We start from the raw sequence: 19,394 nt of genomic DNA, 5'->3' as shown, positions 1-19,394 counted from the left end.
ATGCTCACGCGGCGGCTGATCGTCTGTCTGGACGTGAAGGGCGGGCGCGTGGTCAAGGGCGTCCAGTTCGAGGGCCTGCGCGACGTGGGCGACCCGGTGGAACTGGCGCTGCGCTACGAGGACGCCGGGGCGGACGAGGTGACGTTCCTCGACATCTCCGCCACCCAGGAGGAGCGGGGCACGCTGTGGGACCTGGTGCACCGCACCGCCGAGCGGCTGTTCATCCCGCTCACGGTGGGCGGTGGGGTGCGCACGGTGGACGACGTGGGGCGGGCCCTGCGCGCGGGCGCGGACAAGGTGAGCCTCAACTCGGCCGCGGTGGCCCGGCCCGAGGTCCTCACCGAGTGCGCCGAGCGCTTCGGGGCCCAGTGCGTGGTGGCGAGCATCGACGCCAAGCGCGACGGCGCGGGCTGGCGTGTCTTCACGCACGGCGGCAAGAAGCCCACGGAGCTGGAGGCCCTCGCCTGGGCGCGCGAGTGCGTGCGCCGGGGCGCGGGGGAGATCCTCCTCACGAGCATCGATCGCGACGGGGCCCGTTCGGGATATGACCTGGAGCTGACCCGGGCCGTGGCCGAGGCGGTCCAGGTCCCCGTCATCGCCTCGGGAGGCGCGGGCAGCGCGGAGCATGTCCGGGCCGCGCTGAGCGAGGGGAAGGCGGAGGCGGCGCTCGTCGCGGGCATCCTCCACGACGGCGTGACCACGGTGCGGTCCATCAAGACGCTGCTGCAGGGCAGCGGCCTCGACATCAGGAGCCTCTAGCAAATGGATGCACGGTCATTGATGCAGGCGGCGGAGGAAGTGGCTCGCAAGTCGGGCGACGTGGCGCTGGGCTTCTTCCGCCAGGGCGTCCAGGTGCACACCAAGGGGGACGGCTCCCCCGTGACGGTGGCGGATCAGACGGCCGAGCGCACGGCGCGCGAGTGGATCGAGTCCCGCTTCCCCGAGGACGGCATCCTCGGCGAGGAGTTCGGCGAGACGCGGCCCGGGGCCCGGCGCCGGTGGATCCTCGATCCCATCGACGGCACCAAGACGTTCATCCGGGGCGTGCCGCTGTGGGGCACGCTGGTGGCGGTGATGGAGGGCGACACCATCCTCGCGGGCGCGGCGTACTTCCCGCCCGTGGGGGACATGCTGGTGGCGGCGCCGGGGCAGGGCTGCTGGTGGAACGGCAAGCTCACGTGGGTGTCCGCCGAGGCCGAGCTGTCGCGCTCGCTCGTGCTCGTCACCGACGAGCGCTTCCAGACGCACCCCGAGCGGGGCACGGGCTGGCGCGCCCTGTCGGCGAAGTCCTCCGTGGCCCGGACATGGGGGGACTGCTACGGCTACCTCCTGGTGGCCACGGGCCGCGCCGAGGTCATGGCGGACGAGCTGATGTCGCCCTGGGACGCGGCGGCGCTCTTGCCCATCATCGAGGAGGCGGGTGGGGTGTTCACGGACTGGAGCGGCAAGCGCACGGCGTTTGGCGGCAGCGCCATCGCCACCAACGCCGTGCTGGCGGAGTCGGTGCGCCAGGTGCTCGGCGCCACGAAGGGGCCGTGATGTTGGATCTCTCGACGCTGGACTTCGGCAAGGGCAACGGGCTCGTCACGGTGGTGACGCAGGACGCGCACACGGGCGACGTGCTCATGGTGGCGCACGCGGATCGCGAGGCGCTGGAGAAGACGCTGGCGACGGGCGAGATGCACTACCGCTCGCGCACGCGGGGGCTGTGGCACAAGGGCGGCACGAGCGGCAACGTGCAGCGCGTGGTGTCCCTGACGGCCGACTGCGACGCGGACGCGGTGCTCGCGCGGGTGGAGAAGGCGGGCCCGGCGTGCCACACCGGCGCGGAGACGTGCTTCGGCGTGGGGCCCGTGGATGCGCTCGTGGCGCTGGATCGCACCCTCACCGAGCGGGCCGCGACCGCACCCGCGCCAGGCGAGAAGCCCAGCTACACGCGGCGGCTGCTGGAGGACCGCAACCTGCGCCTCAAGAAGATTGGCGAGGAGGCGGCGGAGCTGGTCACGGCGTGCGCGGATGGGGACAAGGCGCGCGCGGTGGAGGAGGCCGCCGACGTGCTCTACCACCTGCTCGTGGCGGTGCGCCCGCTCGGCGTGACGCTCGCGGACGTGAAGGACGTGCTCGCCCGGCGGGCCGCGCCCCCGGCCGCGAAACAGACGCTCACACTTCCTTGAAGTTCACCCCCGTGGCCTTCAGGTCCTCCAGGGCCTGCTTGACCTCCTCGGAGACAATGAGGGCCACGGTCCAACCCCAGGGTCGGAAGATCTTCACCTCGCCGACCTTCGCCGGGTCGAGGCGCATGCCGTACACGGCACGATACTGTCCCGTCTTCTCGGGACGCTCATCCTCCGGCCGCCAATAGCGGACTTCCTCCGAGGCATGATCGTCAATGCACTTCACGGTCCTCGAGACATTGAGGAGGAGGTACTGCTCGGCATGCCCCTCGATGTCGACGGGGAAGAACTGCACGCAGTCCGTGGCCAGGTGCATGAAGCACTCCGCGATTCGGACGTGCACGATGGGGATGCCGAATGCCGCGTGAGAGAAGTCGAGCGCCGCTCCCACGCGTTTGACGGGCAACGTCATGCGGCCCTCCAGGTGGGTGGGCTCCCCTCGCATCAACGGCGCGGGCCAGAGCTCCTCTCCCCGAGAATCGTGGAGCTTGCCCAACTCCCAGCGGTCGGGATGCGCGATGTCGTCCGTCAGCTTGTAGTACCGGATGCCCATGTGCCGCCCTTCTACCGTGTGCTCCGGGTGACGAGCGTGTGAAGTCTCGAGCCCTCGCTGTGGAGTTCCACGGCCAGCGCGCGGAGTTCCGCGACCAAGGCCTCCTGGCACAGCCGTGTTCCACGGCATTCCAGTGTCGCCGCGTTCAATCGCTCGAAGACTTCCTCGTGATACGCCTGCGGATGAGGACCCTGGTGACCGGGGATGCGGATTCTGTTGGCGGGATCGTTCAAGGACATTCCCGCCCGGTCGAAGATGTCCTGGAATCGAGGCGTCCAAGGACCACCGCTGTGCGTGGCCTCCCACCATTTGTTCGTGGCGATGTGGTGCTCGGGGCCTTCCGCCTCCACGAGAGCGGAGACCGCGCCGCTTCCACTGCCTTGCGCGATGGTAGCGGCCATGGGCATGGCGAGCGTGAAGGTGGCGGCGTTCGCACTCACGACCACGCCTTCGACGTGCGCCACCTGGGGCAGCGCGATCCCCAGCCCCGAGCCCGCCGTCCCCGAGACTCGTGCCGCACCGGGCAGCGCGACCACCCTGGCGGAATAGCTGGAGGCCGTCTGGCCCATGGCCGCGGCGAGCAGCAGGGCAAACGCCCGCGCGGCGTTCTTCCCCATCACCTTGCCATAGGCCCCACCCGCTGTGCGGAGCTCTCGCATCGAGGTTGCGAGGTCCGCTGCCTGCACCAATCGCCTCCAGCCCTGGATGAGCGTCCAGAACGTGTCCACTCCGACGTAGCAGATGAAGCTGGCCGTCACGACGGCAGCCAGACCCTTGGAGAACACGGGTTCGGGTGCCATCCACATCGCCGCATAGAGGGTCATCGTCCAGAGGATGGAGGCGCGAATCGCTGCCGGGTCGGCCATGCCCTCGAACGCCTCCATCATCTCGGGGATGACCTCTTCGAGCGCGAAGGACATCGCGAGGGTGTAGCGGCCATCCGCGGTGAGCACGGGCCTGTTCAGCAGGACCTTCCGACAATCGCCCGTCTGCCCCAGGGACGCGCAGAACCGTGAGTACTCCCGGGTGATGCGCTCTTCCGCCGACGCCCATTCCCCGGAGGACGGATGTCCATTCAAGGCGATGAGTCCTTGCCGTGGCGTGTAGTGGTACCAGCCATCGCGTTGGGCGACGTCGAGGAGTTCTCGGGCGCTTGTCTCGGGATTCGCCGGGGGCTTTTTCCGTCGGACTTCCATCGCGAGGGCTTTGGTGAACGCCTCGTTTCCAAACGCGATCGGAACGAACTGGGTCGTGCGAGGGACCTGGACGAGGTGTTCTTCCCTCGCGGTGTCGGGACGCCCTCCGCGAGCGGTTCCACACGCCGTGAGCAGCACCAGGAAAAGCGAAACGAGGCTCGAACGATGGGCGACCAGAAGCCACCTCCTCGCGAGAATCAACGCGCGGCTTGAGACAGAGGACCGCACATCGAGCGCGGTGGTGGGGTGACACGCTAGACTGGGCACAGGGGGCTCTGGAAGCACCGCCCCAGGAGAGCGTGGATGCGGCTGCGCCAGGGGATGATCGCGGCACTCGTGGGAGCCCTGCTGGTGGCGGGGCTCCTTCTCTGGCGCACCTCCGACTCGACGACGGACGTCCCGCCCCCGCGGGCCTCGCCCCCGTCGGTGTCCGCCACCTCATACCGTCGAGTGCCCCTGGCCGCGCCCGTGCCGGAGGGCCCCTTCATCGCGGGCACGGTGCGCGGCGAGCGCGGGCCGGTCGCGGGCGCGGTGGTGTACGCCGTTCGGCCCTCCTCGGAGGGGTCCTTGATGGCGCCTTCGTGCCGGGACGAGTTCGGGCGGACGCGCCCCGAGCCCTTCCTCGAATGCGCGGGCACGGAGCGACTGCTCGCGTGGATGCGCGAGCGGGACGGCGAGGCCCAGGTGCTCGCTCAGGCCACCTCCGCATCGGACGGCTCCTTCCTGCTCCAGGGAATGGAGGCCGGTGCCTACACGCTCTGGGCGGAGAGCCCCGAGGGCGTGGCCCTGCGGCGGGGCGCCTCCACGGGCGAGCAGGGTGTGGACCTGGTGCTGCTGGCGGGCACGCGGTTGTCGGGACGGGTCACGGACCGGAAGGACGTCCCGGTGGCCGATGCGCTCGTCACCGCCGTGTTCGCCGCCCAGGGCCATTTCCTCGAGACCCGCACGGACGCACGGGGCCAGTACGCCCTGGGGCCCCTGCCTCGGGGGGAGTACCTCCTGCTGGCCACGCACGGCGACGCGTGCTCCAGACTGGAGACCGAGCGGCTCCATGGCGCATCCTCGACCGTGGACTTCGTCCTCCATGCCCCGTGGACCCTGAAGGGCCGGGTGGTGGCGGACGGCGAGCCCGCCTCGGGTGTCCGGGTCGAGCTGCGCGGCGTCGAGACACCGGAGGCGCGGGAGACCCTCTCGGATGAGCGAGGCCACTTCTCCTTCGATGCGCTGACGTTCGACGCGTCCTATGAGCTCAGCGCGCGTCAGGGCGCGCTCGGCGCCTGGCTGGACGTCTCCGCCAACGAGTCGTCCGAGGTGCTCCTGGAGCTGCGTCCCCGGGTCGAGTTGGAGGGCGTGGTGCGCGATGCGCGGGGCCGTCCAGTCGAGGGCGCGCGGGTCGAGGCCTCTCAGGAGTCCGACTTCCGGACGTCCCGCCTCACGACCCGAACGGATGCGCGGGGGCACTATCTCCTCGGGCCCCTGGCCGAGGGCGAGGTGGACCTCCACGCCTTCTCGCTGGACGAGCGCGAGAACGCCGAGCACCAGGCGAAGTTCTCCGCGGGTCGGCGCACCGTGGACCTCGTCCTGCGGCGGTTGGCCCTCGTCGAGGGCGCCCTGGTGGATGACCAGGGCGCGCCCATCGTGGGCGAGCATGTGGCCCTGCTCGACCCGGAGATCGAGGACGAGGTGGACACGGCTCTCTCCGGACCGGAGGGACACTTCCTGCTGGTGGCCCCCGAGGCGGGAGTGTTCGTGTTCCGCGTGGGCTCGAGCCAGCGGGAACTGTTGCGACGCGAGGTCCGCGCGCCCACGACCTTGAACCCGCGCCTCTCGCGCTCACCCCGGGTCCAGGGCCTGCTGGTGGACGAGCGGGGGCAGCCCGTGACACGCGCACGGGTGGGCCTCTGGCCCCTGGATGCCGGAAACGTGATCGAGAGTGGCGAGACCGACGACGAGGGACACTTCTCGCTCGCGGCGCCCCGGCCCGGGCGCTACGGGGTGAGCGCCGAGCTGGCGAGCGCCACCGACTACTCCCACTTCACCTCGACCGAGGTGGAGGTGCACGAAACGGGAGGCCAGGTGCGGCTCCAATTCCAGGCGGGCCACCCGTTCTCGGGCCGCGTGGTGAACACCCGAGGCGAGCCCCTGGAGAAGGTCGACGTCACGATTCGCCCCCATGGCTCCGTGGGCGGATACGGCGCGCCCGAATTGCGGACCCAGACCCTGGCCGATGGCCGGTTCTCCTTCGGGGAGGTCTCGGGTGAGCACCTCGTGCTGATGCTGGCGAAGCGGAGTTATGTCCTGGTCGATCCGCCACCACCGCCCCCTCCGTCCTACCGGATGATCATCCATGGGCAGCTCGACGAGTGGCAGCGGGTGGATCCACCCGCCTCGGCGAGGACGATGCACATCGTCATGGCCCGGCGCGCCTACCTCCGCGCGAAGTTCGTCCGCGCGGATGGCTCACCCATTCCCTATTTCTCCGTGAATGGCGAGCCCATGGATCAGGACCGGGAGGGCTACTTCTGGATGCCCATCGAGCAGACGGGTCCGCTCACCCTGACGCTGTCCGCCGCGAGCTCCGTGCCGGGCTCGGCGCCCCTCGTGCGGACCGTGGTCGTCCAGCGCGAGGTGGACCTGAACCTCGGAACGCTCACCCTGGAGGAATGAGCGCCCGGTGACCCCGACTCACTGGGGCTGGTTGATCTCCAGGTGGAAGGCGGGGTCCTTGTTGGAGGGATCCAGGACCCGTGAGACGGAGGGATGGTTCCGGGCCGCTTCCAGGAAGGCGGGCCGTTGGTCCCGGGCGATGGAGTCCGGCGAGATGTCGATGACGTTGAGCGCGGAGGGGTCGTTCGCCATGTGCCTCGAGACGTTGGCGGGCCCTTCCGCGTGGATCTGCGCCGTCATGGCCTGGAGGATTTCGTCCCGGGAGAGACCGGCCTCCTTGCCCGCCACGTAGGCGTCCACGACCCGGTCTCCGGGCGCTCCATAGAGCTCCTTCTGGGACGCGACGCCCTGGCTCTGGATGTTGTTGTACATCGCCAGCGCCTGTCGCTCGGGCGTCCGGGCCGTGCTGGTGATGCGCAGGTCCGCGACTCCCGCCTGGGCCATGATGTCCTGGAGCACCTGCCGCGTGTGCTCGCTGACCGCCGCCTGGTTCGCGTCCGCGCCGAAGCGGATGGTGCCCGCGCCGGCCGGGGTGCTCGGGGGGGCGCCCAGGTTCGCGGGCCGCTGCATCGGAATGGGCGCCTGGAGCGGCGCCTGGGTGCTCAGGTGCTCGGGCCTCGGCACGGGCAGGGGCACGGACGTGAGCTCGGGCGCGGCCTTGGGCACCGGATGGAAGGCGTCCGCCGGAGGCCCCACGGGCGCGAGCTGGCCCGAGGGCAGCCGCTCCGTGGGCTGGAACGTCGAGGGCGGGCCCATGGGGGAGGGCGCCGTCACGTCCTGCCCCGGCTCGGAACGCGTCAACTGGGCCCGCTGCGCCATGGGCGTGGGGTCCAGCATGGGGTTCAGCTCGGGCATCGTCGAGGGCGGCTTGAAGCTCGGCGTGAAGCTGCTCGCCTCGAAGTTCATCCGGGGCTTGGGCGGCTCGGGCGGCGGTGCACTGGCCTTGGGCTCGGGCGTGTTCGCGGACGTGCTGGACGTGCCACTGGACGAACTGGTCGTGGAACTGCGGCTGGAACTCCCAACAGAATCGACACCCATGCGATGACCCCTCGTTCGAGAGAGACGTAGGACTTTGAACTCAATCTATCCCGAAGCGGGACACAGAGTGAAATCGGGTCACCCGAGGGAGAAGTCAGGACGGCGCGCAGGGGGCGGCGTACAGCCTGGCCAGGCGCCTGACGCGCTCGGCGATCGTCTTTCTCAACGACGCGGGCCGGAGGACCTCGGCGTCCTCTCCGAAGCTCAGGACCCAGGCCTCGACCTCCGGACAGAGCGCGACGTCCAACGAGAGCCGCACCTCCTGGTCGGAGATCCGGACGCGCTGGGAGCGGTGCCAGCGATGACTCCGCACGTGGGTGGCCCACCGGGGGTGGAGCTTCAGCTCCACCTTCTCGACGCCCTGGGCCTCGTTCCCGAAGATGCCGAAGCTGTGCGCGAAGACCTGCTCCGGGTCGTACTCCGCCTTGCTCGGGTATTTGAACGCCCGGCCCTGGGCCTCGGTGGTGCGGATGCGCGCGAAGCGGAAGGACCGGACCGCGCCGTCGGGCTCGCGGCCAATGAGGTAGAGCTGATGCGTGTAGACGGCGAGCGACAGGGGCTCGACACACCGGGTGCTGACCTTGCCGGAGAAGTCTTCGTACACGAGCGCCACGGGGTGTTGCTCGAGCAGCGCGCCGAGGAGCTCCTCCAGGTTCGCGTCCTTGTCCGGCAGGGAGATCTCCCCGCCTTGTGACAGGAAGACGAATTTGCGCTCGACGTCCTGGAAACTGCCTCGGCGTCGGGACTGACGGAGGAGCCGGTCGCGCGCGTCATTCAAGGCCTTGCGGTAGGGCGTGCCCTCGAACAGGGGCGCGAGGCTCGCGCCGAAGCAGGCGCCGATGAGCACCGCGAGGGGAGGGGCCTCGGTGAGGGCCGTGGTGTCGAAGCGGAAGACCCGACGCCGGCCTTGCTTGACCGCCTTGACGCCGGGGAGCTTCTCGATGGCCCGGAGCTGCCGGTCCGCCGCGACGGGTTGAATGCCGAGTCGCTCGGCCGCGCTCTGGCGGTCATGCGCCTTGCCGCTCAGGAGATCCGCGACGAGCAGCACCGTGCGATTGAGCTGCGTGAAGCGGCGTTGCTCCGATGTGTGGGTCATGATCCTCAGAGGGGTGGATGATCCTCGAAGGATCACGAGCGGGGCGGTGCCTTGTTCTTCGACCAGACGAGCGTACAAAGGACGGGTGACCCTTCACGTGGCTGCCTGGAGGCCCGGTTGATCGAGGAGAACATCGTGCCCGCCCCCTTTCCGGCGGCGCTGGCCGAGCTGGAACAGAAGCTCAACGGGTACCGGTATGCGTGGAAGCGTGTCTATGTCGGGATCACGCGTTCACCCGAGGCCCGGTGGGAACAGCATGCCCAGGACGGATGGCACAAGATGGCCCTCGTCTATCGGGCCTTCAGTGGTGGAATCGCTCGCGACGTGGAGCGGCATCTGATCGACTACTCCAGACGGTGCGACTTCACGCTGGAGCTCACGAACCTGGGCCTGGGCGGCGAAGGGCTGCGCGATGCGCCCGGCATCTGCTTCGTCTACATCCTGGTGGCGGACCGCCGTGGGGTGACCCTGCGCCAGCGACGCGCGGGGTAGCGCGCGCGAGGGTGATGCAGGGGGGCGCATGTTAGACTCGCCTCCACACGAGGGGGTCGCTCTGCGAAGTCACCTGCGATGGGGTTGGGCTGTCGCGCTGCTCCTGCTCGTCGCTCCGACACGAGCGCGCTCCGGGCCGGGCGATGCGGCGCACGTCATCCACGGCATCGTGCGCGATGCGCAGGGGCCGGTGGCGGGCGTGCGCGTGCTCGCCACCCGGTCCGTGGCGGGCGAGTCCCTGTCGGAGCGTCCGTGCGTCTCGCGTTTCGGCCTGGCGAGCGATGGCCCGCGGCGGGCCTGCGTCGACGTGGATCGGATCGAGGAACTCGTGGCCCGTCGGGAAGGCGCGGTGCCCGTCCTCGCCGAGGTCCGTTCTCGAGCGGACGGCGCTTTCGTCCTGGAGGGACTGGCCGCCGGGGTCTACACGCTCTGGGCGGAGGGCCCCGAGGGCGCGGGCCTGCTGCGGGACGTGGCCACGGACACGCCGTCGGTGGAGGTGGTGTTCGGCCACGGCTCGCGGTTGTCGGGACGCGTGACCGACGCGCACGAGGCGCCCGTGGCGGGGGCCCGCGTCACCGCGGTCTTCACCGGGCACAGCCGCTTCTTCGAGACGCTCACGGATGCCCAGGGCCATTACTCGCTGGGTCCCTTGCCTCGGGGCGCGTACGGCGTGATCGCTTCCCACCCGAACCTGTCACCGGGTTCGGAAGCCGTGCGGCTCCACGCTCCGCGCGCGTGGCGGTCCATCATGCTGTTCGCCCCTTTCCGACTCTCGGGGCGGGTGCTGAACGTGAAGGGTCTTCCCGCCGTCGGGGCGGAGGTCCGGCTGCGCGGCGAGCGTGCCCACGACACGCGCACGGATGCCCAGGGCCGCTTCACCTTCGAGGGGTTGCCTCGCGATGTCTACGAGCTCACCGCGAGCCATGACGGCCTGCTGGCGCTCCAGAAGAATGTCTTTCCCGCCGAAGGGGACGGAAGGCCTCATGTCCGGGAGATCACCCTCACGCCGCGCGAGCCCCTCGCCGAGGTGGTGGGCGTGGTGCGTGATGAGCGGGGAGCGCCGGTCGCGGGGGCGCTCGTCCAGTTCTCCGACGACGGGGGATGTGTCGGACCGATGAATGTCCTGTTGACGCGGACCGACGCGCGAGGACGCTACCGCCTGGGGCCCCTGCCCTCGGGCGAGGGCGTGCTGCGCGCATTCACCGGGGACTCGCGGCTGTTCCAGCGCCGAACGCACACTGTCTCCAAGGGAAGGCGGACCCTGGACTTCACCCTCCAGCCCCAGTTCCCTCTCGAGGGCCAGTTGGTGGACGGGCGAGGGCTGTCCGTCGGGGGCGGGCGCGTGGCCGTCTTCGACGCCGTGACCCAGAGGCGTCTGGTGACTCAATCCGTGGGCGCCGACGGACGCTTCTCGTTCCAGATGCCGAACGCGGGCCCCTACCTGATCGGCGCGGAGGCGGACGGCCCCGGCGACCCGAGTCCCCTGGTGTCCGCCGAGCGGGTGACGGCCCCCGCCCTGGCTTTGCGGCCACGGCTCGTCCGGCCCTTCACGGTGGAGGGCGAGCTGCTGGATGACGAGGCGCGGCCCGTGGCCGAGGCGTGGGTGAGTCTGTGGGCCGAGGAAGACGCGGCGAAGCAGGAGGCCCTGGCGCGGGTGAGTACGGACGCGCGGGGCCGGTTCTCGCTCGTGGCCCCGGCACCGGGTCGCTACCAGGTCCGGGCGGAGCTGGAGGCCGACGCGTTCTCCCTGGTGACCGCGCGCACGGTGGAGGTGGGCGCGGAGCCGGTCCCGGTGCGGTTGCGCCTTGAGGCGGGACATCCGCTCTCCGGTCTCGTGGTGGACAGGCGGGGCACGCCCCTCGCTGGGGTGTCCCTCGCGTACCAGGCCCCGCGCCGCTCGGATCCCTTCGACACACCCCGGGCGTGGGTCAAGACGGGCCCGGACGGGCGCTTCTCCTTCGCCCATGTCGCGGGAGCGCCCGCCGCGCTGCGCGTGGACGAGGAGGTGTGCGACGAGCATTTTCACCTGGCGGTGTTTCGCGAGGAGGACCCCGCGTCGCTGATGCGGCTGGATCCCTCGGCGCGAGAGGTGCGGGTCGTGCTCGTCCGGACGGCGCGGCTGCGGGGACGGTTCGTGCGGGCGGATGGCTCACCCATCCCGCGCTTCACCGTGAATGGCGAGCTGACGTATGACGAGGAAGGCCACTTCGAGTGGCCCATCGAGCGGGAGGGTCCGCTCACCCTGGAGCTGTCGGAGGCGGACTCGCCCGGGGTCCGAGAGACCGTGTCCGTCCAGCTGGAAGTGGACCAGGACGTGGGAGACGTCGTGGCGGATGCGCCCTGACGGCTACTCCGCGAGCGCCAATTCCACCCGGCCGAGGCCCTCGTCCGTGGAGGCCACGCGCACCCGCAGCGGCAGCCCGAGCGAGAACGTCCGGGTCGCGCCCACCAGCGACGTCTCCCGCTCGTCCGGCGTGTAGGGTCCGCCTGGCAGCCCGTCCGCGGGCAGCAGTCCTTCCACGAGCGGACTGTCGAGCTGCACGAGCACGCCCGAGGTGCGCACCCGCGTGATGCGGCCGGTGAACACCTGTCCCACGTGCGCGGCCATGACCCGGGCCTCCAGGAGCCGCTGGCGCTCCTTCTCCGCGCGCTGGACCGCCCGGGAGCGCGCGTTGAGGTGCACGGCGAGCCGCTCGACCTCCGGGTCCTCGTGGAGCCAGTCGCGCTGGCCGTGCAGGTAGCGCTTGAGGGCGCGGTGGACGGCGAGGTCCGCGTAGCGCCGGATGGGCGAGGTGAAGTGCACGTAGGCCCGGGCCGCGAGGCCGAAGTGGGGGCCGGGCACCACGGTGTAGCGCGAGGAGCCGAGCGCCCGCCGCAGCACCGCGCGCAACGCGGGCTCCGCCGGGGTGCCCGTGAATTGCCGCTCGAACGCGGAGAGGGCCCGAGGCGTGGGCGCGCGGCCCAGGGCGGGAGGGAAACCCGCCTGCCGCGCGAAGGCCTCCAGGTCCGCGAGGCGCTGGGCATCCGGGCCCTCCTGGACACGGAAGAGGGCGGGCACGCCGCGCTCCACGAGCCAGCCCGCGAGGGCCTCGTTGGCGGCCACCATGAAGCGCTCGACGAGGGCATGCGCGGACGTGGGTCGCACGGCCTCGATGCCGGACACCTCGCCCGTGACGTCGTCGAAGGTGAAGTGGGCCTCGTCGCGTGTCATCTCCAGACCCCCCCGGCCCGCGCGCGCCGCCGCCAGCCGGGCCGAGGCCGCGCGCAACCACGGCAGCGCCTCGCGCACGGGGGCGAGGGACTCGGAGACCTCACCCGTGTCCAGCCACGCGGCGACCTCGGTGTAGTTCAGCCGCGCCCACGAGCGCAGGAGGCTCTCGTAGACATCCACGGAGGTGACGTGGCCCTCGGGGTCCAGTCGCAGCTCCACGGTGAGGCACGCGCGCTCCTCGTGGGGCTTGAGGCTGAGCCACTCCGCCGACAGCGCCTCGGGGAGCATGGGCAGCATGGTGTCGGAGAGGTACGCGTTGGTGGCGCGGGCGCGGGCCTCCAGGTCCAGCGCCGAGCCCTCGGGGACGAACGCGGCGGCGTCCGCGATGGAGACGAACACGCGCAGGGCGCCATCGCCTCCGGCGGGCAGTACGGACAAGGCATCGTCGATGACCCGCGTGGAGGGCGCGTCGATGGTCACCGTGGGAAGGCTCCGCAGATCCCTCCGGTGGCCCAGGGCATGGGGCGTGGCCAGGAGCGCGGGCAGCTCCGCGTGGGCCTCGGAAGGGAAGTCGCGGTGCAGGCCCTGGCGCACGAGCAGCCGCTCCAGGGCGCGGTCCACGCCCGGCTCCAACCGGCGCTCCAGACGGAGCGTGCCCGCGTCGACCCGCGCCACCACCGCGTCTCCGGCGTGCAACTCGACGCCCGGCGCCTCCAGGGGCCACTCGCCCCGGCCCACTTCCCGGTCGAGCTGGAGCAGCACGCGGGTGTCGCGGAGCACGACCTCGCCGTAGACCCGCTCGCGCGAGCGCTTCACCAGGGACAGCCCACTCGCGCTCCACCGGCCATCCTCCGCGCGGCGGGCGGTGGCCGAGACGAGGTCCTCGGCCAGGAAGGGCGAGAGCTCCGCCGGAGGGATGAAGGCGGAGAGGCCCGGCTCGCCCGCCGAGGGTTTCACGACGAGGAAGCCGAAGCCCTTGGGGTGGACCTCGACATGGCCGGTGACGCTGCGGGAGGAGGGGGTCGGGTCCATGGACCCGCGCATCCTACGGATTCGCCGGGCGGTGGGCGAACAGCGACACCAGATCCGCCTGGACGCCCACGAGCGCGAAGCCGAAGTTGGCCCAGTTGTAGATGTCCCGGCGGGCCACGTCCGCGCCGCCGCCGAGCCAGCGCAGGCGCGCGTAGGCGTTCACCTCGCCCCGGGTGTCGAGCGGCAGGCCCAGCGTGAGCGCCAGGTCGTAGATGCCGCCCGTGGTGTTGCCCACGAGCCCGAAGGTGGACAGGGCATCGGCCTCCAGGCCCGCCCACACCCGCGAGGGCAGCGTGTAGCGCAGCCGCGTCTTGAACGCGCCCACCACGCCGATGTCGCTCTCCTGCGCGTGGCGCGTGCCGTCCGCGCCGCTCAGGCCCACCAGGGCGTTGCGGATCTGCACGCTCGCGCCCACGTCCCACTGGAAGCGCTCGCCGTCGAGGAGCCGGAAGAGGTAGCTGGCCCGGTAGCCGTCGAAGAGGTAGCGGTGGTCCACCACCGAGCCCGAGGGAAAGAGCGTCCCCCGGAAGTCGAGGTCGCGCGTGAGCGTGGCGCGCGTGGAGACATCGAAGGGGGCATAGAGCAGGATGAGGCCATGGCGCGCGCCCAGCCGGGCCTCCACGGCCACGCGCCAGGTGCGGTACAGCGTGGCCGTCTGGTTCAAGTCCTGGGCCGAGTACTCCGTGCCCGTGGGGCCATAGCGGCCGTCGTTCTGGAAGATGGCGGCGGGCCCCGTCTCCGCCTCGGCGATCAACGCGCGGAGCGGACTGTCGGCGAGGGCGGGAGCGGCGAGCAGCAGGGAGGAAATCAGGAGGAGTCGTCGCATGGTGAAGCTCTTACGCGCGACGCCTCAACGCGTTCCTCGAATTTCCATTTCACCCAACACCAGTGAACGCTTGTCCGGAAAGACACTGATCGCCTCCACGTCCTGGAGCGTCACGGACGGGGTGCACGCCTCCCACTGGCCCGTGCCCTTGAAGCGGCAGACGAGGGGCAGCACGAAGCTCGCCTGCGTGTCCGGGTCGTGCAGCCCGAGGCCCGTGTCGACCCGCACCACGGCGCGCACGGCGCCCGGCCCCTGGGCCTTCACCCGCAGGCCGGACACCTCGCGGGCGGGGGGCGAGAACACGCCGCTCAGCGCGCCGTTCTTGCGCCAGGAGGGGTCCTGCTCCAGGCGCGACAGCTCCACGCCCGGGGCGTCCTGGTGATCGAAGGCGGCACTGCCCGTGGTGGGGCCGAGGAGCCGATCGGGCGTGAGCGGGACGTGCGCGGCGGACGGGGCCTCGGCGGCGAGCCAGTCGCGCGCGGGCACGGCGCCCTGGACCGCGGCGGCGCGGATCAGGGCAGAGGGCAGCAGGCCCGCGCGCGCGCAGATCGGCCCGAGCTCGCCGAGCAAGGTCCGCGAGGCCTCGGACAGCGGCCCCTCGTCGAGCGCGGCGGGGGCCAGGAGGCTCTGGGCGACCTCACTGCAGGCCTCGGGCATGCCCGGGCCGGCGCGCTCCAGGTGCCAGCGGGGGCTGGCGAGGGGCGACTGGCCGGTCGCGCTCACGGCCATCACCGTGCGCACCACGGCGCTCGCGCAGGGGTTGAGCCCGGCGGGGCAGCGTTGACACAGCGTGTCCAGCAGCTCGCGCAGGGGCTGGGGGCCGGCGTCGCCTAGGGGGGCTCGGGCATCCAGGGCCACCCCCAGCTCACAGGCCCGGGCGGGAAGGGTGGGACACGCATCGAGTTCTCGCCGGGCGGTGGTCCAGGCGGTGGCGCCCTGGGGGTCGCGCAGGGCGCCTTGCAGGGCGCGCTCCAGGGTGGGACAGGCCGACGCGGCCGGGGCGGGCGCACGTGCCTGCTCCGGGGGCGGGGGGGCGGCGGGCTTGGGTTCGCGGTGGGCGATGACGTACAGGCGCACGAAGGCCAGGAGGGCGAGCGCCATGAGGAGGAGGGTCCGGCGGGGGAAGCGGCGCACGTGCAAACTCCTTGATTCCAGCCAGGAGGGGTGGTTATCAGCGCCGCGTGGTTCCATCCACCCCGGAGGCATTCTTTGGCTGAGACTTTCGACGTGGTGATCATCGGTTCGGGCCCCGGTGGTTATGTCGGTGCGATCCGTGCCGCGCAGCTCGGCCTGAAGACGGCGCTCATCGAGAAGGACAAGCGCCTGGGCGGCACCTGCCTTCACCGCGGCTGCATCCCCACCAAGTCCCTGCTGTGGAGCGCCGCGCTGCTGCACCACATCCAGGAGGCGGCGGACTTCGGCATCGAGGTGCCCAAGCCGGTGGTGAACTGGGCCAAGGTCCAGGAGCACAAGCAGAAGGTGGTCACCAAGGGTGCCAATGGCATCGACTACCTGATGAAGAAGAACAAGATCACCGTCATCAAGGGCCACGGCCGCATCGCCGGCAAGGGCAAGGTCGAGGTCACGGCCGAGGACGGGTCCAAGCAGGCGCTGGACACCAAGAACATCATCGTGGCCACGGGCTCGGTGCCCAAGTCGCTGCCCAACGTGAAGGTGGACCACGAGCGCGTGCTCAACAGCGACTCCATCCTCACGCTCGACCGCATCCCCAAGAGCCTCATCGTCATCGGCGCGGGCGCGGTGGGCTGTGAGTTCGCCTCGGTGTTCAACCACATGGGCAGCCAGGTGGCCATCGTGGAGTACCTGCCCAACATCCTCCCCATCGAGGACGCGGACATCTCCAAGGAGATGGAGAAGCAGTTCAAGAAGCGCAAGATCGACCTGCACACCGGCGCCAAGGTGGAGTCGGTGGAGAACACCGGCTCGGGCGCCAGGCTCACCATGACGGTGGGCGGCGAGACGCGCACCATCGAGGCCGAGTACGTCCTGTCGGCCGTGGGCCGCGCGCCCGTGAGCGAGGACATCGGCCTGCAGCACACGTCCATCAAGGCCGAGCGCGGCTACATCAAGACGGACACGATGATGCGCACGACCGAGCCGGGCGTGTACGCCATCGGCGACGTCATCCCCACCGCGATGCTCGCCCACGTGGCCAGCGCCGAGGCGGTGCTGGCCGTGGAGCACATCGCCGGCAAGAACCCCGCGCCCATCAACTACGACCTGACGCCGTCGGCCACCTACTGCTACCCCGAGGTCGCCTCCGTGGGCCTCACGGAGAAGAAGGCCAAGGAGCGCGGCTACGACGTGAAGACGGGCGTGTTCCCGTTCTCCGCCGTCACCAAGGCCTCCATCTCCAACGAGGGCATCGGCCTGGTGAAGGTCGTGTCCGACAAGAAGTACGACGAGGTGCTCGGCATCCACATGGTGGGCCCTCACGCCACGGAGCTGCTCGCCGAGGCCTGCGTCGCGCTGCGCCTGGAGATCACCACCGAAGAGCTCGCGCACACCATGCACGCGCACCCGACGCTCTCGGAGATCGTGAAGGAGGGCGCCGAGGCCACCCTCGGTCACCCCATCCACATCTAACCGGCGCGTCCAGTCCTTCTGATTCAGCCCAGGCCGTCCGGGAGACTCCTCCCGGGCGGCCTTCGCCTGTCCGGGGCTCGCCCGCCCGGGGGGGAAGGGGGCCTGAATCGAGACACGGGGCTGCCCGCGCGGAGCGGACGCGTTAGAACAGGGACGTGCATTCCCCCGTGGGGGTGTGACGACATATCGCGTCACGGCTTCCCGCTTGACCCTCCTTTCGCCCCAACCGTAGAAGGCCCGCGACCCATGGCGACTCCCGATCGTTTCCCCCTGCCCCAAGTCTCCGAGTCCACCCGGAAGCCCGAGTGGTTGAAGGTGCGCCTGCCGCACGGGGAAGGGTACGAGCGGGTGAAGGCCATCGTGCGCCGCACGAAGCTGTCCACGGTGTGCGAGGAAGCGCGCTGCCCGAACATCGCCGAGTGTTGGGGCGGAGGCACCGCCACGGTGATGCTCATGGGCGAGGTGTGCACGCGCGCCTGCCGCTTCTGCCACGTGAAGGTGGGCGCGCCGCCGCCGTTGGATCCCATGGAGCCCATCCACCTGGCCCAAGCCGTCAAGGAGATGGACCTGGAGTACATCGTGGTCACCTCGGTGAACCGCGATGACCGGCCGGACGGGGGCGCGAGCCACTTCGCCTCGGCCATCCGCGAGCTGCGCCAGCACTCGCCCCGGACGATCGTCGAGGTGCTCATCCCCGACTTCAAGGGCGTGGAGCAGGACCTGGCCACCGTGGCCGAGGCGCGCCCGCACGTGGTGGCCCACAACGTGGAAACCGTCGAGCGGCTCACCCCCAAGGTGCGCGACCGGCGCGCCACCTACCGCCAGTCGCTCAAGGTGCTCGAGTACCTCAAGGCCCGCCCCGAGCGGCTCTACACCAAGACGTCCGTCATGGTGGGCCTGGGCGAGACCGACGCCGAGCTGGAGCAGACCTTCCGCGACCTGCGCGGCGTGGGCGTGGACGTGCTCACGCTCGGCCAGTACCTGCAGCCCTCGCAATACCACCTGCGCGTGGAGCGCTTCGTGAGCCCCGCCCAGTTCGAGGCCTACAAGCAGCTCGCCGAGTCCTTTGGCTTCCTGTACGTGGCGTCTGGACCGCTCGTGCGCTCCAGCTACCGCGCCGCCGAGTTCTTCATGAAGGGCCTCATGGAGCGTGAGCGCCTGGGACTCGCCAGCAACACCTGACGCCTTACCCACCGAAACGGACACCGAATGGCGATCTTCGAGTTGAAGCTGCCCGACCTTGGCGAAGGCGTGCAGGAGGGCGAGCTGGTCAAGTGGCACGTCAAGGCGGGTGACGTGGTGCAGGAGGACCAGACGCTCGCCGAGGTGATGACGGACAAGGCCACGGTGACCGTTCCCAGCCCCAAGTCCGGCCGCGTCGTGCAGACGCATGGCAAGGAAGGGGAGATGGCGAAGGTGCACCAGCTCCTCGTCACGCTCGAGATCGAGGGCGCCGCGCCCGCCCAGGCCCCGGCCCATGGCGCTCCGGCCGCCGCCGCCGCTCCGCCGGAGTCCCCGGCCGCCGCGGCGTCGGACGCCTCGGCCGCGGCCTCCAAGGTGCTCGCCACGCCGCTCACCCGCCGCATGGCGCGCGAGCACGGGTTGGACCTGTCGCGCATCGCCGGCTCCGGACCCCAGGGCCGGGTGATGAAGGCGGACGTGCGGGCGGCCATCGAGGGCGCCTCCGCCCCGCGCGAGGAGCCGAAGCCGGCTCCGGTCGCCGCCGCCGCGCCCGCCCGGGCTCCCGCGCCGCCGGTGGCCGCGGGCCGCGCCGACGAGCGCATCCCCCTGCGGGGCCTGCGCAAGAAGATCGCCGAGAAGATGGTGCGCTCGAAGTTCACCGCGCCCCACTTCGGCTTCGTGGAGGAGACGGACGCCACGGCGCTCGTCGCCCTGCGCAAGCGGCTCAACGAGAGCCTGGCGGCCACCGGGGACAAGACGAAGCTGTCCTTCCTGCCCTTCATCGTGAAGGCCGTCATCGCGGCGATGAAGAAGTACCCGCACCTCAACGCCCTCATGGACGAGGCGGCCCAGGAGCTGGTGGTCCGGGGCGAGTTCAACATCGGCATCGCCGTGGCCACGCCCGAGGGCCTCACCGTGCCCGTCATCAAGAACGCGGACCGGCTCACCCTGCGCGAGCTGGCGGACGAGGTCGTGCGCCTGAGCACCGCGGCGCGCGAGCGCAAGCTCAAGATGGACGAGCTGACGGGCGGCTCGTTCACCATCACCTCGCTCGGACAGACGGGCGGCATCTTCGCCACGCCCATCATCAACCACCCCGAGGTGGCCATCCTGGGCATCCACCGCATGCGCAAGCGGCCCGTGGTGGACAAGAACGATCAGGTGGTCGTGCGCGAGATGATGAACATCTCCATCTCCGCGGATCACCGTGTCATCGACGGGCAGATCGCCGCCGACTTCGTCTACGAGGTCATCAAGTACCTGGAGCACCCGGACATGCTGTTCCTGGCCATGGCCTGAGCCGGCCGAGGAGGACCGCCC

Annotated in this window: 17 protein-coding genes; 10 read left to right on the top strand and 7 right to left on the bottom strand. The window is 70.8% G+C overall.

Annotated elements, in window-relative coordinates; genetic code table 11:
* The 3 genes from hisF to hisIE are packed head-to-tail and all read left to right on the top strand — an operon-like array spanning position 1 to position 2,174.
* Positions 1-759: an imidazole glycerol phosphate synthase subunit HisF gene (gene hisF / locus I3V78_RS28000; RefSeq protein ID WP_204491868.1), complete on the top strand. Its 759-nt coding sequence runs from the start codon at positions 1-3 to the stop codon at positions 757-759.
* Between the two features lie 3 nt (positions 760-762).
* Positions 763-1,539: a histidinol-phosphatase gene (hisN, locus tag I3V78_RS27995; RefSeq protein ID WP_204491866.1), complete on the top strand. Its 777-nt coding sequence runs from the start codon at positions 763-765 to the stop codon at positions 1,537-1,539.
* The gene (gene hisIE / locus I3V78_RS27990; RefSeq protein WP_204491863.1) at positions 1,539-2,174 is read left to right on the top strand and encodes a bifunctional phosphoribosyl-AMP cyclohydrolase/phosphoribosyl-ATP diphosphatase HisIE; all 636 of its coding nucleotides are present in this window, start codon (positions 1,539-1,541) and stop codon (positions 2,172-2,174) included. Before hisN ends, hisIE begins: the two co-directional genes overlap by 1 nt.
* Here the strand turns inward: hisIE and I3V78_RS27985 are convergent.
* Together I3V78_RS27985 and I3V78_RS27980 are read right to left on the bottom strand one after the other, a co-directional pair.
* Positions 2,161-2,727 carry an imm11 family protein gene (locus I3V78_RS27985; protein WP_204491861.1) on the bottom strand — a complete coding sequence of 189 codons (567 nt, stop codon included), beginning with the start codon at positions 2,725-2,727 and terminating at the stop codon, positions 2,161-2,163. The two genes, hisIE and I3V78_RS27985, sit on opposite strands and share 14 nt — an antisense overlap.
* A gap of 11 nt (positions 2,728-2,738) precedes the next feature.
* Positions 2,739-4,100 carry an AHH domain-containing protein gene (locus I3V78_RS27980; protein WP_476756500.1) on the bottom strand — a complete coding sequence of 454 codons (1,362 nt, stop codon included), beginning with the start codon at positions 4,098-4,100 and terminating at the stop codon, positions 2,739-2,741.
* 126 nt (positions 4,101-4,226) lie between these two features.
* Between I3V78_RS27980 and I3V78_RS27975 the strand changes: the two genes are divergently transcribed.
* Positions 4,227-6,590: a carboxypeptidase-like regulatory domain-containing protein gene (locus tag I3V78_RS27975; protein WP_204491857.1), complete on the top strand. Its 2,364-nt coding sequence runs from the start codon at positions 4,227-4,229 to the stop codon at positions 6,588-6,590.
* An 18-nt stretch (positions 6,591-6,608) separates the two neighbouring features.
* On the opposite strand, the gene I3V78_RS27970 is transcribed toward I3V78_RS27975, so the two are convergent.
* Positions 6,609-7,445 carry a hypothetical protein gene (locus tag I3V78_RS27970; protein ID WP_239576664.1) on the bottom strand — a complete coding sequence of 279 codons (837 nt, stop codon included), beginning with the start codon at positions 7,443-7,445 and terminating at the stop codon, positions 6,609-6,611.
* Between I3V78_RS27970 and I3V78_RS39505 the strand changes: the two genes are divergently transcribed.
* The gene (locus I3V78_RS39505; protein WP_239576663.1) at positions 7,426-7,635 is read left to right on the top strand and encodes a hypothetical protein; all 210 of its coding nucleotides are present in this window, start codon (positions 7,426-7,428) and stop codon (positions 7,633-7,635) included. The genes I3V78_RS27970 and I3V78_RS39505 overlap by 20 nt on opposite strands.
* Before the next feature lie 87 nt (positions 7,636-7,722).
* Here the strand turns inward: I3V78_RS39505 and I3V78_RS27965 are convergent, their stop codons facing one another.
* The gene (locus tag I3V78_RS27965) at positions 7,723-8,724 is read right to left on the bottom strand and encodes a WYL domain-containing protein (RefSeq protein ID WP_204491853.1); all 1,002 of its coding nucleotides are present in this window, start codon (positions 8,722-8,724) and stop codon (positions 7,723-7,725) included.
* Positions 8,725-8,841: 117 nt separating this feature from the next.
* Between I3V78_RS27965 and I3V78_RS27960 the strand changes: the two genes are divergently transcribed.
* Together I3V78_RS27960 and I3V78_RS27955 are read left to right on the top strand one after the other, a co-directional pair.
* Complete coding sequence (locus I3V78_RS27960) at positions 8,842-9,216, top strand: GIY-YIG nuclease family protein (protein WP_204491851.1); 375 nt, start codon at positions 8,842-8,844, stop codon at positions 9,214-9,216.
* 169 nt (positions 9,217-9,385) lie between these two features.
* The gene (locus I3V78_RS27955) at positions 9,386-11,560 is read left to right on the top strand and encodes a carboxypeptidase regulatory-like domain-containing protein (RefSeq protein ID WP_204491849.1); all 2,175 of its coding nucleotides are present in this window, start codon (positions 9,386-9,388) and stop codon (positions 11,558-11,560) included.
* Positions 11,561-11,563: 3 nt separating this feature from the next.
* Here I3V78_RS27955 and I3V78_RS27950 read toward each other — a convergent pair whose 3' ends face one another.
* The 3 genes from I3V78_RS27950 to I3V78_RS27940 are packed head-to-tail and all read right to left on the bottom strand — an operon-like array spanning position 11,564 to position 15,419.
* Positions 11,564-13,459 (bottom strand): ribonuclease R family protein, encoded by a 1,896-nt coding sequence (locus I3V78_RS27950; RefSeq protein WP_204491847.1) that lies wholly within the window; start codon positions 13,457-13,459, stop codon positions 11,564-11,566.
* A 13-nt stretch (positions 13,460-13,472) separates the two neighbouring features.
* Complete coding sequence (locus I3V78_RS27945; RefSeq protein ID WP_204491845.1) at positions 13,473-14,285, bottom strand: hypothetical protein; 813 nt, start codon at positions 14,283-14,285, stop codon at positions 13,473-13,475.
* Positions 14,286-14,309: 24 nt separating this feature from the next.
* The gene (locus tag I3V78_RS27940; protein WP_204491843.1) at positions 14,310-15,419 is read right to left on the bottom strand and encodes a hypothetical protein; all 1,110 of its coding nucleotides are present in this window, start codon (positions 15,417-15,419) and stop codon (positions 14,310-14,312) included.
* A 75-nt stretch (positions 15,420-15,494) separates the two neighbouring features.
* Here I3V78_RS27940 and lpdA point away from each other — a divergent pair, with 75 nt between their 5' ends.
* The 3 genes from lpdA to I3V78_RS27925 all read left to right on the top strand — a co-directional run bounded on the left by lpdA (position 15,495) and on the right by I3V78_RS27925 (position 19,373).
* A complete protein-coding gene (lpdA, locus tag I3V78_RS27935) occupies positions 15,495-16,892 on the top strand; it encodes a dihydrolipoyl dehydrogenase (RefSeq protein ID WP_204491841.1) in 1,398 nt (465 codons plus the stop codon).
* Positions 16,893-17,138: 246 nt separating this feature from the next.
* On the top strand, positions 17,139-18,074 hold the full coding sequence (gene lipA / locus I3V78_RS27930) for a lipoyl synthase (RefSeq protein WP_204491839.1): 936 nt from the start codon (positions 17,139-17,141) through the stop codon (positions 18,072-18,074).
* Between the two features lie 27 nt (positions 18,075-18,101).
* Positions 18,102-19,373 carry a dihydrolipoamide acetyltransferase family protein gene (locus tag I3V78_RS27925; protein WP_204491837.1) on the top strand — a complete coding sequence of 424 codons (1,272 nt, stop codon included), beginning with the start codon at positions 18,102-18,104 and terminating at the stop codon, positions 19,371-19,373.
* The last annotated feature ends 21 nt before the right edge of the window (positions 19,374-19,394 follow it).

The sequence above is a fragment of the Archangium primigenium genome, assembly GCF_016904885.1.
Classification (GTDB): domain Bacteria; phylum Myxococcota; class Myxococcia; order Myxococcales; family Myxococcaceae; genus Cystobacter; species Cystobacter primigenius.
The sequence above is the reverse complement of the archived record's forward strand: the minus strand, read 5'-3'. Positions and strand labels throughout refer to the sequence as shown.

Bases quoted from the DNA above. Each gene is read 5' to 3' on its own strand.
- hisF (WP_204491868.1), top strand. From the start codon at position 1: ATGCTCACGCGGCGGCTGATCGTCTGTCTGGACGTGAAGGGCGGGCGC.
- hisN (WP_204491866.1), top strand. From the start codon at position 763: ATGGATGCACGGTCATTGATGCAGGCGGCGGAGGAAGTGGCTCGCAAG.
- hisIE (WP_204491863.1), top strand. From the start codon at position 1,539: ATGTTGGATCTCTCGACGCTGGACTTCGGCAAGGGCAACGGGCTCGTC.
- I3V78_RS27985 (WP_204491861.1), bottom strand. From the start codon at position 2,727: ATGGGCATCCGGTACTACAAGCTGACGGACGACATCGCGCATCCCGAC.
- I3V78_RS27975 (WP_204491857.1), top strand. From the start codon at position 4,227: ATGCGGCTGCGCCAGGGGATGATCGCGGCACTCGTGGGAGCCCTGCTG.
- I3V78_RS39505 (WP_239576663.1), top strand. From the start codon at position 7,426: ATGGGGTTCAGCTCGGGCATCGTCGAGGGCGGCTTGAAGCTCGGCGTG.
- I3V78_RS27970 (WP_239576664.1), bottom strand. From the start codon at position 7,445: ATGCCCGAGCTGAACCCCATGCTGGACCCCACGCCCATGGCGCAGCGG.
- I3V78_RS27965 (WP_204491853.1), bottom strand. From the start codon at position 8,724: ATGACCCACACATCGGAGCAACGCCGCTTCACGCAGCTCAATCGCACG.
- I3V78_RS27950 (WP_204491847.1), bottom strand. From the start codon at position 13,459: ATGGACCCGACCCCCTCCTCCCGCAGCGTCACCGGCCATGTCGAGGTC.
- I3V78_RS27945 (WP_204491845.1), bottom strand. From the start codon at position 14,285: ATGCGACGACTCCTCCTGATTTCCTCCCTGCTGCTCGCCGCTCCCGCC.
- lipA (WP_204491839.1), top strand. From the start codon at position 17,139: ATGGCGACTCCCGATCGTTTCCCCCTGCCCCAAGTCTCCGAGTCCACC.
- I3V78_RS27925 (WP_204491837.1), top strand. From the start codon at position 18,102: ATGGCGATCTTCGAGTTGAAGCTGCCCGACCTTGGCGAAGGCGTGCAG.